At 73.2% G+C, this 15,313-nt stretch carries 10 protein-coding genes; 5 read left to right on the forward strand and 5 right to left on the reverse strand.

Annotation, left to right across the window (positions count from 1 at the left end):
* Positions 1-92: 92 nt before the first annotated feature.
* Both ACZ7OU_RS40255 and ACZ7OU_RS40260 read right to left on the reverse strand, forming a co-directional pair.
* Positions 93-2,822 (reverse strand): AAA family ATPase, encoded by a 2,730-nt coding sequence (locus ACZ7OU_RS40255; RefSeq protein ID WP_470259303.1) that lies wholly within the window; start codon positions 2,820-2,822, stop codon positions 93-95.
* A complete protein-coding gene (locus ACZ7OU_RS40260) occupies positions 2,806-5,382 on the reverse strand; it encodes a helix-turn-helix transcriptional regulator (RefSeq protein WP_470259304.1) in 2,577 nt (858 codons plus the stop codon). The genes ACZ7OU_RS40255 and ACZ7OU_RS40260 overlap by 17 nt, the downstream gene beginning before the upstream one ends.
* Before the next feature lie 417 nt (positions 5,383-5,799).
* On the opposite strand from ACZ7OU_RS40260, the gene ACZ7OU_RS40265 reads away from it, so the two are divergent.
* From ACZ7OU_RS40265 to rfbB, 3 genes are all read left to right on the forward strand, one after another.
* A complete protein-coding gene (locus ACZ7OU_RS40265) occupies positions 5,800-7,092 on the forward strand; it encodes a sensor histidine kinase (protein ID WP_470246097.1) in 1,293 nt (430 codons plus the stop codon).
* A gap of 90 nt (positions 7,093-7,182) precedes the next feature.
* Positions 7,183-8,070 carry a glucose-1-phosphate thymidylyltransferase RfbA gene (rfbA, locus tag ACZ7OU_RS40270; RefSeq protein WP_470246096.1) on the forward strand — a complete coding sequence of 296 codons (888 nt, stop codon included), beginning with the start codon at positions 7,183-7,185 and terminating at the stop codon, positions 8,068-8,070.
* A 19-nt stretch (positions 8,071-8,089) separates the two neighbouring features.
* Positions 8,090-9,061: a dTDP-glucose 4,6-dehydratase gene (gene rfbB, locus ACZ7OU_RS40275; RefSeq protein WP_470259305.1), complete on the forward strand. Its 972-nt coding sequence runs from the start codon at positions 8,090-8,092 to the stop codon at positions 9,059-9,061.
* Between the two features lies 1 nt (position 9,062).
* Here rfbB and ACZ7OU_RS40280 read toward each other — a convergent pair whose 3' ends face one another.
* Positions 9,063-10,541 (reverse strand): ArnT family glycosyltransferase, encoded by a 1,479-nt coding sequence (locus tag ACZ7OU_RS40280; RefSeq protein WP_470259306.1) that lies wholly within the window; start codon positions 10,539-10,541, stop codon positions 9,063-9,065.
* A gap of 205 nt (positions 10,542-10,746) precedes the next feature.
* Here ACZ7OU_RS40280 and ACZ7OU_RS40285 point away from each other — a divergent pair, with 205 nt between their 5' ends.
* On the forward strand, positions 10,747-11,973 hold the full coding sequence (locus ACZ7OU_RS40285; protein ID WP_470259307.1) for a macrolide family glycosyltransferase: 1,227 nt from the start codon (positions 10,747-10,749) through the stop codon (positions 11,971-11,973).
* Between the two features lie 90 nt (positions 11,974-12,063).
* On the opposite strand, the gene ACZ7OU_RS40290 is transcribed toward ACZ7OU_RS40285, so the two are convergent.
* A complete protein-coding gene (locus ACZ7OU_RS40290; RefSeq protein ID WP_470246092.1) occupies positions 12,064-12,909 on the reverse strand; it encodes an ABC transporter permease in 846 nt (281 codons plus the stop codon).
* 3 nt (positions 12,910-12,912) lie between these two features.
* On the reverse strand, positions 12,913-13,917 hold the full coding sequence (locus ACZ7OU_RS40295; RefSeq protein ID WP_470246091.1) for an ATP-binding cassette domain-containing protein: 1,005 nt from the start codon (positions 13,915-13,917) through the stop codon (positions 12,913-12,915).
* 108 nt (positions 13,918-14,025) lie between these two features.
* Here ACZ7OU_RS40295 and ACZ7OU_RS40300 point away from each other — a divergent pair, with 108 nt between their 5' ends.
* Positions 14,026-15,237 carry a macrolide family glycosyltransferase gene (locus tag ACZ7OU_RS40300; protein WP_470259308.1) on the forward strand — a complete coding sequence of 404 codons (1,212 nt, stop codon included), beginning with the start codon at positions 14,026-14,028 and terminating at the stop codon, positions 15,235-15,237.
* Positions 15,238-15,313: the final 76 nt, after the last annotated feature.

A 15,313-nucleotide genomic window follows, 5' to 3' on the forward strand; every position in this document is an offset into this window, starting at 1 on the left:
GGAGATCCCCGCCGCAACCTCGGTCAGGTGCGGCCCGCACCACCGCACCCGGCCCCCAGCCACACCGCTCCCGCACTCCGCCGACGCCACGGCTACCCCTCCTCGCCGGCACCGGCGAGCGCCTCGGCCAGCTGGCGCCGGCCGTCGATGCCCAGCTTGCGGTACACGTTCGTCAAGTGGAGCTCGACCGTCCGGCGGGTCACCGCCAGCTCCACCGCGATCCCCGCGTTCGACGTACCCGCCGCGGCGAGCTTCGCCACCCTGCGCTGGGCCTCGGAAAGCCCGCCACCGTCCGCCGCCGGGCCGCCGGTCAGCTCCCGCAGCCGGTCGAGGATGTGACGCCAGCGGTAACGCGCCGCCAGGGTGCTCGCCTCCTCGAGGTGCTCGGCGGCCCCCGTTGCCGCCAGCTCTACCAGGGCCGTCGCGTGGCGCAGGTCGCTGCCGCTGCCGCGCAACAGCCCGGCCGCCTGCCCAAGGTGTCCCGCCCGGTCCGGGTCCGCCGGGCCGAGGGTGAGCGCCGCGGCCAGGTGGGCGCTGCCGACCGCCGCCCGGGTGCCCCACGCCGTCGCCGCCGCCAGCTCCTCGGCGAGCAGCAGACGGGCCGCTTCACGCTCGCCGCCGGCCACCACGCACTGGGCCGCGGCCGATCGCCACGGCAGGACTTCCGGATTTTCCCAGCCCCGTGCGGAAAGCCGGCGGCCGCACTCGCGCAGCGGGGCGAGCGCCGGGCCCGGCCGGCCTTCGCCGAGCAGTACCGCTCCCTGGGCGTACAACAGGAACGCGCTGCCGAGCCCGGGTCCCGGCTCGATCGCGTCGCGGTCGAGCGCCTGCCGGGCAAGGTCGGCGCGGCCGGCTTCGAGGTGCACCCGCGCCTCGGTCGCGACCACCCGGGCGCGCAACGTCGAGTGCCAGTGCCGGGGCGGCACCAGCTCGTGCGCGTCGGCCAGGTCGGCCGCCGCCTCGTCGAGGGCCCCCGCTGCGAGGTGCCGTTCGGCGCGCTCGGCGAGCGCGCGGGCGACCAGCGTCCGGGAGCGACGACGCCGTGCCTGCGCGAGCACGTCGTCGCCGTGGGGCGCGGCTTCGGCGAGGTCGCCGGTGAGGACCAGCGCGCGGACCGCCGCGGCGCGCACGGTCAGCGAGCTCACCTCCGCCATCGGCTGCGCCAGCGCGGCGCGCGCGAGCCCGCGCACCCGGGCCGGCTTCAGCCCGCGCCGGGCGAGCAGCACCGCGGCCACGGCCGCCTGCGCCGGGTCCGACGGCCGTTCGGGCAGCGGTGGCATGCCGTAGCCGCCGACCGTCGACCGGTCCTGCGGGTCGCCGTCGGCCAGCCAGTACAGGCCCAGCAGGGTGTCTCGCTCGGCCGCCGAGACGTCGGGGCGGCGGAAGGCGGCGGCGAGGGTGCGCGCACTCAGGCCACCCCGCGCGTTGAGCAGGTCCGCCGCCAGCAACCGGTGCCCGCCGGGGCCCGCACCGTCCACTTCGGACAGTACCTGGGCCAGGTGACGGTCGCCCGCGTCCTGGTCGAGCAGCAGCTCCGCGGCGCCGAGGTCGAGGAGGACGGCCGCGCGCCGTGCCGGTTCGAGTGGTTCCTGCAGGGCCCGCTTGAGCGACGCGATCGCCTGCCCGTCGCGGCCGCCGGCCTGCCCTAAGCGGGCGGCCGCGCGCAGCACCTCCACCACCCAGGGCTCACCGATCACGCGGGTCCGCCGCAGGATCGCGGCGACGGCGGCGTTCGCGACGCCGTGTTCGTGGCCCAGCTTCGCCGCCCGGGTGAAGAAGGCGTCACGGTCGCCCTCGGTCATCCCGCCCAGCACGCGCTGGCCGACGTCCGGTCCCGCCAGTCCGCCGTCCGCGGCGAGCAGGCCGAGCGCCCGCAGCCGCGCGAGGTCCCCGGCCAGCCGCTCCGGCGGGCACCCGGCCAGCTCGGCCAGCAGCGCCGGGCCGAACCCGTCCTGGCACACCGAAACGGCGCGCAGCACGGCGGCGAGCTCGGCGGGCAGGTCGTCGACCAGGCGCAGCAGGCGTTCCCCGGCGATCGCGGTGAACAGACCTTCCTGCTCCCGCGCGAAACCCGGTTCCATGCGCAGCCGGTTCAGGCCTTCGGTCAGCACCGCCGGGTTCCCGCCGCTGCCGCGCACGGCGTGCTCGATCAGCTTCGCGCCGGCCGCCGCGCCCAGCCGCTCGCGCACCAGGCCCGCCGCCGCGGCGTCGCCGAGCGGGCGCAGCCGGACGCGGTGCGCGGTGCTCGCGCGGGGACACCACGTGTCCAGCCCGCTGGCCTGGCTGACCACCAGCAGGACGGGGACCTCGGCCGGCAGCCCGGAAAGCGTGTGCAGCCACGCCCGCGACGCGGCATCGGCCCAGTGCAGGTCGTCGACGGCGAGCACGAACGGCCGGCCTTCGGCCGCCTCGGCCAGGTCCCGGCACAAGCCGCGCAGCACCCGGACGCCCGCGCCGTCCCCGATCGCCGCCGGGGGCAGCGCGGCGCCGAGCGCGGTGAAGACCTGGTGCAGCACGGTGAAGGGCTGGGTGCCGTCGGACGGGCAGCACGGCACGTGGGCGACGCGCAGCCGCGCCTGCCGGGCGGTCGCCGCGACGGCGGCCAGCAGCGCACTGCGGCCGGTGCCGGGCGCGCCGGTGACCGTGACGACCGCCGGACGTCCGTCGCGCACGTCGTGGACCAGCCCGGTCAGCAGCGCGGACTCCTCGTCCCGCTCGGCCAGCGATGGCCCGGGCACCCCGCGCTGGGGCGGCACACCGGCCGCCTCGGGGGGCGTCCGCTCGGTGCGCACCGCGCCGTCTTCGCTACCCGGCGAGCCCATGGGTCCTCTTCGGTGCCCCGGGGGCGGCCGAGCCCGCGCTCGCCCGCAGCGCGTCGGCCAGTTCGGCCCGGCTGTCGACGGCCAGCTTGCGGTAGACGTTGGTCAGGTGCAGCTCGACGGTCCGCGGCGAGACGAACAGGGTGCCCGCGACGTCGCGGTTGCTCGCCCCGCCGGCGACCAGCCCGGCCACTTCGCGTTCGCGCTGGGTCAGCACGTCGGCCCGCGGTTTCCGCAGCCGGCCGCCCGACTCCTCGAGCAGCTCCCGGGCGAGCGCGCCGATCGAGCACCAGCCCGAACAGGCGGACAGCATCGCGGCCTGGCGCAGGTGCTGGCGCGCGGCCTTGCGGTCACCGGTGCACGTCAAAGCCTTGCCCAGCAGGTATTCCGTCCGCGCGTACTCGACCCGGCACGGCGAGGTCGCCAGGACCCGGCCCGCCTCCGCCAGCAGCTCGACCGCCCGCGTCCCCGAAGCGACGACGCCGCGCGCGGCCAGCACCAGGCCGCGGGCGGTCGGCGTCGGCCAGCTTTCGGCGAGCTCCTGCCCGCGTTCGGCGTACGCGGCCGCTTCCGCGTGCCGGCCCTGCCGGGCGAGCAGCAGCGTCGCGGCGTACCACCACGGCGCGAACACCGGGTTGCCGATGCCGGCTTCGTCCTGCCGGCGGCCGGATTCGAACAGCAGCTCGAGCGCACCGTCCACATCGGAGCGCTGCACCCGGACCCTGGCCAGGCCGAGCAGCCAGAGGTGGTGCTCCGCCGGCGCGGCGGCCAGTTCGTCCGGGCGTGCCGCGCGCAGCAGCGCTTCGGCGGCGGCCGGTTCGCCGTCGTCGCACAAGGCGGTCGCCAGCGCGGTGCGGACCTCGAGGCCCGGGCGCTGTCCCGCGGTCGCCAGCGCCGCGACGCGGATGTCGGCGAGCGCGCCCTCGCGGTCGCCGCTCTCCCGCAGCGCGCGGTAGCGGGCGGCCAGCGCCCGGCCGAGCCCGGCCCGGTCGCCGCGCACGGCGGCCTCGGCCACCGCCCGGTCGAGGGCCCGCAAGGCGTTCGGCGCGTCGTCGACCAGCCGCAGGGTCCGCGCGGCGGCGAGCAGGTCGTCGCTCGACGCGGCCGCCACCGGCAGCCGGACCACGGCGCGGGCGCAGGCCGCGGCGACCTCGCTGCCGCGGCCGGCCAGCGCGAGGCCGGCGGCCCGGTCCACGAGGTCCCGGGCACCGGGGTGGCGGGCCGCGGCCGCGCGGGGGGCGGTCGCGGCCCGGTCCCGCAGCAGGCCGCGTGCGGCCTCCCGGGTCGTGGCCGCGGCGGCGAGGGCCGCCACGGGCACCGCGGGCGAGTTCGTGCCGAGCCGCGCGGCCAGCCGGTCGACCAGGCCGCCGAGCGGGGCCTGCCGCCGGCCCGCGGCGTCCGCGGCGGTGGCCGCGAGCGCGAACAGCACGGCGATCGCGCAGTGCGCCCGCGGGTCGCCGGCCTGGCCGGCGGCCGTGCGCAGCTCCGTCATCGCCGCTTCCGGGTCGAGCTCGAGCCGGGCGGCGGCCAGCGCCAGCCGGACGTCGAGCCGGCCCGGCTCGGCGGCGGCCGCGCGGGACAGGTGGGCGACCGCGGTCGCCGGGTCGCCGCGGTGCTCCGCGGCGGTCGCGGCTTCGAGCGCGAGGTCGATCATCCAGCGCTCGTCGAGCCGCGGCAGCGCGCCGAGGTGCGGGGCGACCTCGGCGGCGGGCCGCGCGTCGTCGTTGAGCACCCTGGCCGCGCGTAAATGCAGGTGAGCGAGTTCTTCGGCGGGCGTTTCCGCGAGCAGGCGGGATCGGACCGACCGGTCGAGCACGCTGCCGGCGAACAGATTCGCTCGTCGAATTCCGTCGATGGCGATCCGCACCGGGCGCGCGGGCAGCCCGCACAAAGCGGCCACCCTGGTCACATTCTGTTCGTCGAGGACGGCGACGGCGGTGGCCACGGTCCGCGCCTGAGCGGACAACCCGGCCAGCGCGTCGACCGGGCTCGACGCGGCGACTTCCCAGCGGTGGCAGCGGTCCTGGGCACCGATCTGCCCCAGTGCCCAGCTGCCGGGGCCCGCCTCGTCGGGGCGGCGGCAGAGGACGAGCAGAAACCGCTCTCCGCGACCGCACCGCAGCAGGAAGTCGAAGAACCGCACCGACGATTCGTCGCACCATTGAGCGTCTTCGACGACGATCACGACATTCTTTTTCCGCAATATCCCGGAAAGGAGAAACGACCGCAGCGTGCGGAATTTCCGGTGCAACGCGGAACCGTCTTCCGCGGGCATTTCCAGCGTGCGCGCAATGACCCCGCCGGGATCGGCGTGACCCGCGAACAGTTCGGTGAGCGTGTGGAACTCGGAGGGCTCGCCGACCGCGTCACCGGAAAGGCGAATAAAATTCGCAGACCGGCCCGTTTCCGTCGCTTCGAAGCCCTTCAGCAGGGCGCGGACGCCGCCGTCGGGCACCCCGTCCACCAGCGCGGCCTGCGCGGACTCCGTCCACGCGAGTGCCGCACACCGGGACAATGCGCCCGAATACCCGGCGAAGACCGGATTCGGAGTGGGATCCGACATGCCGCCATCGACCTTTCCTGCGAACCCGGCAAAACCGAGCCCTTTCCCGCAGCCCCCAGAGCCGCCGAAGGACCTGACCGTTCGAACGCTATTGACACCGCCGCCGGGATGAAAACCACCGTCGGTGCCCGATCTGTGCCACTTCCTCCACTAACGAGTGACCGTACCAGGCGCGACGCATGCTGTCAGCGAAGACCACCACCCGGACGGGTGACATACTTGTAGCATTACCGAGAGCCCAAAACTGGACATTTAACCAAGACTTGAGGTCCCCGTTGTTACCCGTGGGCCGACGGGGTGAAGGGGAACCAACGAAAGTTGTCGGTCCGTCCACCAGGGGGCAACTTTCGTCGCTAGTCCGGCCCGGAACCGGCGATCCCCGTCCGGGACGGGGACCCGGGAGCTACCGTGGAGCCCGTGTCGGACGTCACTCCAGGTACCCGGGCCACGCTGCGCGAGCAGCTTGGCACCCGCGCGGGGCCCAAGCACGAACTGGCGACCCTGCTGAGCCTGGCGGTGATCTTCGGCGCGCTCGACGTGGCGATCAGCGTCAACAGCCACCCCACCACCGGCTGGGCCGGCCCCCGCGCCGACCTGATCCTCCAGCTGCTGGTCGACGTCTCGGTGCTCGGGCTGCGGCGCTTCCCGAAGACGGTCGCGAGCATCGCGCTGGCGGTCACCTTCGCGACGGTGCTGGCCGACGCGTTCGCCCCCGGCCTGCTCTCCCCGGAGGACCCGGCAAGCCCGCTGATCCTGCCCCGCATCACGCCGGTCATCGTGATCTTCCTGGTCCGGACGCAGAGCCAGCGCGTCGCGTACACCTTCGTCGGCGCACTGGCGATCGTCGGCAGCGAGCCGTGGGCGCCCAGCTGGACGATCACCCCGGTCGGCCTGCTCAGCACGATCGGCCCGGCCGCGGTCGTCCTCTACCTGGGCGCGCGCAAGCAGCTGCTGCAGGAGCTGCGCGACCGCGCCGAGCGGGCGGAACGCGAGACGCACCTGCTGGCCGAGCAGGCCCGGTTCGAGGAACGCCGGCGGCTCGCCTCGGAGATGCACGACGTCCTCACGCACGGGCTCAGCCTGATGGTCCTGCACGCCGGGGCGCTGGGTATCAGCTCGAAGGAACCCGACGTCCGCAAGGCCGCCGAGGAGATCCGCGCGCGCGGCGCGATGGCGCTCGACGAGCTGCGCGACCTGGTCGGGGTGCTGAACACGACGTCGGCCGACATCTCCGAGCGGCTGGCGAGCCCGAGTCCTCGGACCGGACCGGCGGGCCCGCCGGAGCGGCTGCCCGACCCCGCCACGCTGGTCGCCGAGTCGGTCTCGGCCGGGATCCCGGTGGAGCTGGACGTCGAGGGCGAGCGCTCGCAGATGTCCCCGACGATCGCGCGCACGGTCCACCGGATCGTGCAGGAAGCACTGACCAACGCCCGCAAGCACGCGGCGGGCGCCGAAATCCGCGTCGAGCTGCGCTACCGGCCGGACGGTGTCGGCATCCGCGTCGTCAACACCCCGCCCAGGCGGCAGCCGGACGAGGTGCTCGCCGGCAGCGGCTCCGGGATGGGGCTGTCGAGCCTGCGCCACCGCGTCGAGCTGGTCGGCGGGACCCTGCAGGCGGGGCCGGCCCCGGACGGCGGGTTCCGGATCGCGGCGGACCTGCCGGCGTACGTGCCGACGACGGAGACCCGGCAGCAGGCCGCCCACCGCTGAACCCGGGCCAGGACTGGAGATTCTCCTACTAGTCCCGCGCTTAGGGTCGGGCCGGACGCGATCCTTCCCGACCAAGAACGTGGGGCCCACATGAAAGGCATCATCCTGGCCGGCGGCAGTGGCTCCCGACTGCATCCGGTCACGCTGGGCGTCTCCAAGCAGCTCGTTCCGGTCTACAACAAGCCGATGATCTACTACCCGCTCTCGGTCCTGATGCTCGCCGGCATCACCGAGATCCTGCTCATCTCGACCCCGCACGACCTGCCCGCGTTCAAGCGGCTGCTCGGCGACGGCGCCGAGCTCGGGCTGCGGCTCAGCTACGCCGAGCAGGCCCACCCGAACGGCCTCGCGGAGGCCTTCATCATCGGCGAGGAGCACGTCGGCGACGACACCTCCGCCCTCATCCTCGGCGACAACATCTTCCACGGGCAGGGTTTCTCGGACGTGCTGCGCGCCGCGACGCACGACCTCAAGGGCTGCGTCCTGTTCGGCTACGAGGTCTCCGACCCGCACCGCCACGGCATCGGCGAGTGCGACGCCGACGGGAACCTGATCTCCATCGAGGAGAAACCGGCCAACCCGAAGTCGAACCGGGCGCTCACCGGGCTGTACTTCTACGACAACGACGTCGTCGAGATCGCCAAGGGGCTCAAGCCGTCCGCGCGCGGCGAGCTGGAGATCACCGACGTCAACAACGTCTACCTCGACCGGGGCCGCGCGAGCTGCGTCGACCTCGGCCGCGGCTTCGCGTGGCTGGACACCGGCACGCACAAGTCGCTGCTGGACGCCGGGCAGTACGTGCAGACGATGGAGGCCCGCCAGGGCGTGCAGATCGCCTGCCTCGAAGAGATCGCGCTGCGCATGGGCTTCATCGACGCCGACCGGTGCTACGCGCTGGGCGAGCGGATCGGCAGCTCGGGCTACGGCGAGTACGTCATGGACTTCGCGCGCCGCGCGCGGCCGCTCACCACGGTCTGAACCCCGGAGGATCCTTCCCATGCGCATGGTGGTCACCGGCGGCGCCGGTTTCATCGGCTCGGCCTACGTCCGCAACGTGCTTTCCGGCCACTACGCCGGATTCGAGCCCGACGAGCTGGTCGTGCTCGACAAATTCACCTACGCGGGCAACCGCGCGAACCTGGCGCCGGTCGCCGGGGACGAACGCCTGCGCGTCGTCGTGGGCGACATCTGCGACCCCGAGGTCGTGGAGAGGGAGCTGACCGGCACCGACCTGGTCGTGCACTTCGCCGCCGAGTCCCATGTGGACCGCTCGATCGCCGGGTCGGCGGAGTTCGTCCGCACCAACGTCCTCGGCACGCAGACGCTGCTGCAGGCCGCGCTTGAGCGCGAGGTCGGCAAGTTCGTGCACGTCTCCACCGACGAGGTGTACGGCTCCATCGACGAGGGTTCCTGGCCCGAGACCCACCCGATCGCCCCCAACTCGCCGTACTCGGCGTCCAAGGCGTCCTCCGACCTGCTGGTCCGCTCGTTCTTCATCACCCACGGCCTCGACGCGTCGATCACCCGCTGCTCCAACAACTACGGGCCGTACCAGTTCCCCGAGAAGGTCATCCCGCTGTTCGTCACCAACCTGGTCGACGGCCTCCAGGTGCCGCTCTACGGCGACGGCCTCAACGTCCGCGACTGGCTCCACGTCGACGACCACTGCCGCGGCATCCAGCTCGTCGCCGAGCGGGGCCGCGCGGGCGAGGTCTACAACATCGGCGGCGGCACCGAGCTGACCAACCGGGAGCTCACCGAGCGGCTGCTCGAGATCACCGGCCGGGACCACACCGCGATCCGGCCCGTCGAGGACCGCAAGGGCCACGACCGCCGGTACTCGGTGGACATCACGAAGATCTCCACCGAGCTCGGCTACTCGCCCCGGGTCGGCGTCGACACCGGCCTGCGCGACACCGTCGACTGGTACAAGAACAACCGCGACTGGTGGGAGCCGCTCAAGGGCTGAGCTACTGCGTCCGCAGCTGGGGCCACAAGGCGTCCCACGCGGTGTGCCGTCCACTGAAGACGGTCATCAGCTGCGGCACGACGTCCTGGTGCCGGTCGAACGCCCCGGCGACCAGCGGACTCGCGTCGCCGACGAACAGGACGCTGTCGACGCTCTCGTCCGGGTGCCCGAAGTAGAAGTACCCGCGGTGCGCGCTGTAGACGTCCGGCAGTCCGCGTTCGGCGCCGAAGAGCTGGAGGTCGGCGGCGAAGGCGTAGCTGTCGGTCATGATCGCCGTCCGCGCGCGCTGCTCCGGCGGCAGCGAGGCGTAGACCTTGACGACGGCGTCGGAGAGCTGGCCGAGCTGACCGTCGGACTGCACGAAGACCTTCGCCGTCAACGGCACCAGCGGCACGTCGGGAATGCGCTGGGCCCAGGACTTCGGGTAGATCGGCAGCGCGACGAGCGCCTGGACGATCGACACGGCGACGAGCAGCCAGCCGGCCGCCTTCGCCGCGGTGGGCCACTTGACGTCCTGCAGGCCGACCGCGCCGGCCGCGAACAGCAGCGCGTACAGGCTGTAGACGTAGTAGGACCGGCCCGACGTCAGCAGGTACGCCACGATCAGCAGCAGGAACGCGACGCCGAGGAAGCGGTACGGCCGCAGGTCGCGGGCGATCAGCAGACGTCCGAAGCCGAACAGCGCGAGCGGGACGCCGATCACCAGGCCGGGCCCGGACAGCAGCTCGAGCAGGAACTCACCGGTGCCGGGGAACTCGGCCGCGACGACCTCGGACATCCGGGCGTACGGCCAGCCGTGGGTGGCCTGCCAGACCAGCGTCGGCACGGTCGTCAGCGTCGCGACCAGCGCGCCCGCCCACAGCAGCGGACGGCGCACGAGGTCGCGCGGCCCGAAGACCAGCGACGCGGCGGCGAGCGCCACCCACAGCGCCGGGACCAGGAACTTCGTCTGCAGCGAGACGGCCGTGACGAGCCCGGCGACGAACAGCAGCCGGTCGTCGCGCACCCGGACCCACCGCACGACCAGCCAGACGATGAGCGACCAGAAGAACGGGTCGATCGAGTAGGTCGCGAGGTAGTGGCAGATCAGCGTGGCGCCGGACATCGCGTACGCCGCCGCGGCGACGGTCTGGGCGACCCGGCGGCCGCCCAGCTCGCGGGCGGTCAGCGCGCTCAGCACGATCCCGCCGACGGCGGCCAGCGTGGCGGGCAGCCGCAGGGCGACCAGCGAGCCGGGGAACAGGTGGTCCAGCCCCGCGGCCAGGAACGGCACCAGCGGGGGCTGGTCGAAGTAGCCCCACGCGGGGTGGTCGCGGCCGGCCACCACGAAGTAGGCCTCGTCGAAGGAGAACCCGTAGTTCCGGCTGGCGATGAGGAGCAGGGCTCCGGCGACTCCCGCGATCAGGAGAACCGGGGTCCGCGCGAACGCCGGGCGCGTGCGGCCCGGCCGGCTGTCGGTGGTTCCACTGGTAAGGGTCATAGCTCAAGTAGACCCGGATGGACCTTGCGTTTTCGACGGCCGGGAGTCATCGACCCGAGCAACGAAAGTCGCGCGAGCCGCGCGGATCCGCAACCTTCGTAGTCACTCAGAAGTGATGTTTAAGCACGGAAAGTGAGGGTAGCGATTCCCCTAGACTTCGCTTCCGAACCGCCTCTGAGCTGCGGTTTCTCGCGATAATCCAGCCATGACCCAGGGCCGGCACATCATGTTCTTCAGCTTTCCGGGCGTCGGGCACATCAACCCGATGCTGGGCCCGGTCGAAGCGCTCGCCGCGCGCGGCCACCGGGTCACGTTCGCCGTCGCCGAGCAGTTCGCGAGCCTGCTGCGCGACAGCCCGGCCGACGTGCTGCCGTACCACTCGGACTTCCCCGCGGCGGTCACCAAGGTCGACAGCGCCGACGACGCGGTGACGATGATCATCGACCTGATGCGCGAGGGCTTCGCGGCGCTCGGACCGGCGCTGGAGCGGCTCTCCGGCGACCGGCCCGACCTGATCGTCCACGACACCATCAGCGGCAACGCCGCCCGCGTGCTCGCGCACGCCTGGGACGTCCCGCTCGTCGAGAGCTGTCCCGTCTTCATCGAGAACGACGACGACGAGATCCCCGGCTCGCCCCAGCCGCCCGAGGACCACCCCGCGGCCACCGATTTCGACCACCAGGACCCGCGGCTCGCGCGGTTCGGCGAGGAGTTCGGCGCGGACGTCTCGGCGTTGCTCACGCGGCACGGGCTGGACCCGAACCTGGCGATGGCCAGCCTGAGCGCGACCGGAGACGAGCCGCGTCTGGTCTACATCCCCAAGGCGTTCCACTACGGGAGCGAGACGTTCGGCTCGCGGTACCGGTTCGTCGGCCCGACCGCGGACTGCCGTCCGCTCGAAGGCCACTGGACCCCGCCCGGCGACGGCCTGCCGGTGGTGCTGATCTCGCTGGGCACGTCGATGAGCAAGGACCTCGGGTTCTTCACCGGCTGCATCGAGGCCTTCCGCGGCGAGCCGTGGCACGTGGTGCTGACGCTGGGCCGCGGCGCCGACCTGGCCGCGCTCGGCGAGCTGCCGCCGAACGTCGAGGCGCACAACTGGATGCCGCACCCGTCGGTGCTGAAGCACGCGACGGCGCTGGTCTGCCAGGCGGGGATGGGCAGCGTCCTGGAGGCGCTGCGCTACGAGGTCCCGGTCGTCGCGGTCTCCCACAGCGGCGAGACCCTGGCCAACGCCCACCGCGTCGCGGAACTTGGCCTGGGCCGGCACATCCCGGTCACCGGGGCGAGCGGGCCGGTCATCTTCGCCGCGGTCGAGGCGATGGCGGCCGACGACTCGCTGACCGCCCGCCTCGCGCTGATGGCCAAGGAGATCGAGCAGGCCGGCGGCGCGGCCGCGGCCGCCGACGCCCTCGAAGCCCTGCTCCCGTAAGCAGTCTGCCGCGGCTGGTCGTGAGTGAGAAACAGGGTTAGAACACTGTTTCTCACTCACGACCCCGCCGCGGCAGGCTCGAGAAGGGGGTCAGGCGGAGCGGCGGAAGCCCCGGGTGGCGACGATCGCGCCGGTGATACCGATCAGGCCGGCCGCGCCCAGCGCCGCCAGTCCGCCGATGCCCACCGGGTTGCCCAGCGCCAGGTTGCGCGACGCGTCCACCGAGTACGTCAGCGGGTTCACCGTCGCCACCGCGCGCAGCCACGCCGGCAGCGACGACAGCGGGACGTAGGCCGAGGACGCGAACATCAGCGGGAACATCACCATCGACGTGACGCCCTGCATCACCTCGACGTTCGAGATCCAGACGCCGATCGCCATGAACATCCAGCTGAGCGACCAGCCCACCGCGATGCACATCAGCCACGCCAGCAGCACGCCGGTGAAGCCGCCGCCGGGTGAGAACCCGAACAGCGTCGCCGCCAGCACCAGCATGATCGCCAGCTGCAGCGCGTGCCGCACGACGTCGGCGAGGCTGCGCGCCACCAGCACCGACGCCGACGCGATCGGCAGCGTGCGGAACCGCGCCACGACGCCGTTGCGCATGTCGTCGAGCAGGCCGACACCCGACTGCAGCGCCACCGACAGCGAGCCCATCACCAGCACCGCGGGCATCAGGTAGTCGATGTAGGACACCCCGGCCGGGAACGAGCTGGTGCCGGCCAGGCTCGCGAACACCTGGCTGAACAGGATCAGCATGATGAGCGGCTGCAGCAGGCCCAGCAGCACCAGCGCCCGCGACGCCACGACCGCCCGCAGCGAGCGGCCGGTGAGGATGATGATCTGCATCGGCACCGAGGTGCCCCGCCACGGACCGCCGCCCGGTCCGGCCACAGTGGACCGGTCCGGAGTGGACAGCGTCGTCGGTGCGCTCATGGGTCAGTGCCTCTCGGTGGGGGTGGGGGAATCGGCCGGCCCGCCGGAGAGCGCGAGGTACACGTCGTCGAGGCGGGGGTCGACCAGCGCCAGCTCGACCGGCTCGACCTTGACGTCGTCGAGCGCCCGGACCACCCGCACGAGGTCGGTGGACTTCTCCACCGGCACCGTCAGCGCGAGGCCGGCCAGATCGTCCACTCCGGACTCCCGGGGGGCCATCCCGGCGAGGCGGACCGCGTCCGCGGCGCGCTCGGTGTCGGCCGGGTCGGCCAGCGTGAGGGTGACCGTGCGCTTGCCGACCTGCGCCTTGAGCGAGGCCGCGGTGCCGGCGGCGATCACCTTTCCCTGTGCCAGCACGACGATCTTGTCGGCGAGCCGGTCGGCTTCGTCGAGCATCTGCGTGGTGAGCAGCACGGTCGAGCCGTCGCGCACGAGCTGTTCGACGATCTCCCACATGGCGATCCGGGCCGCCGGGTCGAGGCCCGTCGTCGGCTCGTCGAGGAAGATCACGTCGGGGTGGCCGACGAGGCTGGCGGCCAGGTCGAGGCGCCGTCGCATGCCGCCGGAGTAGGTCTTGGCCGGGCGCCCGGCCGCTTCGAGCAGGCCGAACGCCGTCAGCAGCTCGTCCGCCCGCTCCTTGGCCGCCTTGGTGGAGGCGCCGAGCAGGCGGGCGATCAGGATCAGGTTGCGGAAGCCGGAAAGCTGCTCGTCGACCGAGGCGAACTGGCCGGTGAGCCCGATGCGGCTGCGCAGTGCCACGGCGTCGCGCTGCACGTCCAGCCCGGCGACGCTCGCGCGGCCCGACGTCGGCGTCACCAGCGTCGTCAGCACGTTGACCAGAGTGGTCTTGCCGGCGCCGTTGTGGCCCAGCAGCCCGCACACGGTGCCGCGCGGCACCTGCAGGCTGACGTCGTCCAGCGCGCGGACCTTGCCGAAGGTCTTGGTGATCCCCTCGGCCTCGACGAACAGGCTCACGGCCGCTTCCTTCCGCTGCGCCGAATCGGACATGGCAACAGTTAACACAGGAGGAACGCCCTTTTCCCTGCTCACCGCGGGACCCGAGGGGTTCGCCTAGACATGGTTGACTGCCCGCCGCGCGCGACTAGCTTTCGATGCATGACTCCCCCGCCGGGAAGCCACATCGCCTTCCTCAACTATCCCGCCCACGGGCACGTCAACCCGACGCTGCCCGTGGCGGCCGAGCTCGTGCGCCGCGGCCACCGGGTGAGCTACGTCGTGGCCGAGCAGTACGCCGAGGCCGTGCGCGCCACCGGCGCCACCGTGCTGCCGTACGAGTCCCACGTGCCGAAGTCGTGGGACACCGTGGCGATCCCGGAAAAGATCACCGGTGACGTCGTCGCGGAGGCGGGGCTCGCCCAGGCGCTGGAAGGGTTCGCGCCGCTGCGGACCGCGCTCGGCGCGTTCGAAGCCGACCGGCCGGACGTCTTCCTGTACGACGCTTTCGGTTACCCCACCGGACGTCTGCTGGCGCGCAAGTGGGAGATCCCGGCCATCCTGTCGTGTTCGACGTTCGTCGCGAACGGGCAGTTTTCGCCCTACGCCTCGATGGCGGGCAAGGTCCCCGCGCCCGACCCGGACCACCCCGCGCTCGCCAAGGCCGCGGCGGTCGTCGGGGACGTGCTCGCCGAGCACCTGCCCGGCACGTCCGCGGCGGAGCTCGCGGAAGCCCGTGAGGACACCAAACTCGTGTTCCTGCCGCGGGAGTTCCAGCCCGGCGGCGACACCTTCGACGACGGGTTCGCTTTCGTGGGGCCGTGCCTCGGCGACCGCGCGGGCGGCTGGACCCCGCCGGACAGCCGGCCGGTGCTGCTGATCGCCATGGGCAGCTTCGGTTACCACCACCAGCGCGAGTTCTTCGCCTCGTGCCTCGAGGCGTTCGCCGGGTCGCCGTGGCACGTCGTCATGACGATCGGGCGCCTGGTCTCGCCGGCCGACCTCGGCCCGGTGCCGCCGAACTTCGAGCTGCACCCGTGGGTGCCGCAGCCCGCCGTGCTGAGCCGGGCGAGCGGGTTCGTCTCGCACGCCGGCATGGGCAGCACCATGGAGTCCCTGGCCCTGGGCGTCCCGCCGGTGGTCGTGCCCCGCACGCTGGAGCAGGAGATCGTCGCCGACCGGCTCGCCGAGCTCGGTCTCGGCGTCCGGCTGGCCCCGGACGACGTCGACGCGGCGTCGCTGCTGAAGGCCGTCACCGGCCTCGCCGAGGACGCCGGCGCCCACGAGCGCGTGGCGCGGATGCGCGAGCACATCACCGGCGCCGGAGGTGCCGCGGCGGCCGCGGACCGCGTCGAGGCCCGACTGACCGCCTGATCCCTGGGAGTGATTTCGAAGTGGACACCACCGAGCCGACCGCTGCCCCGGAGATCGCCCCGGACGGCGGCGCTTC

It is taken from the genome of Amycolatopsis sp. NPDC114505 (assembly GCF_055633615.1).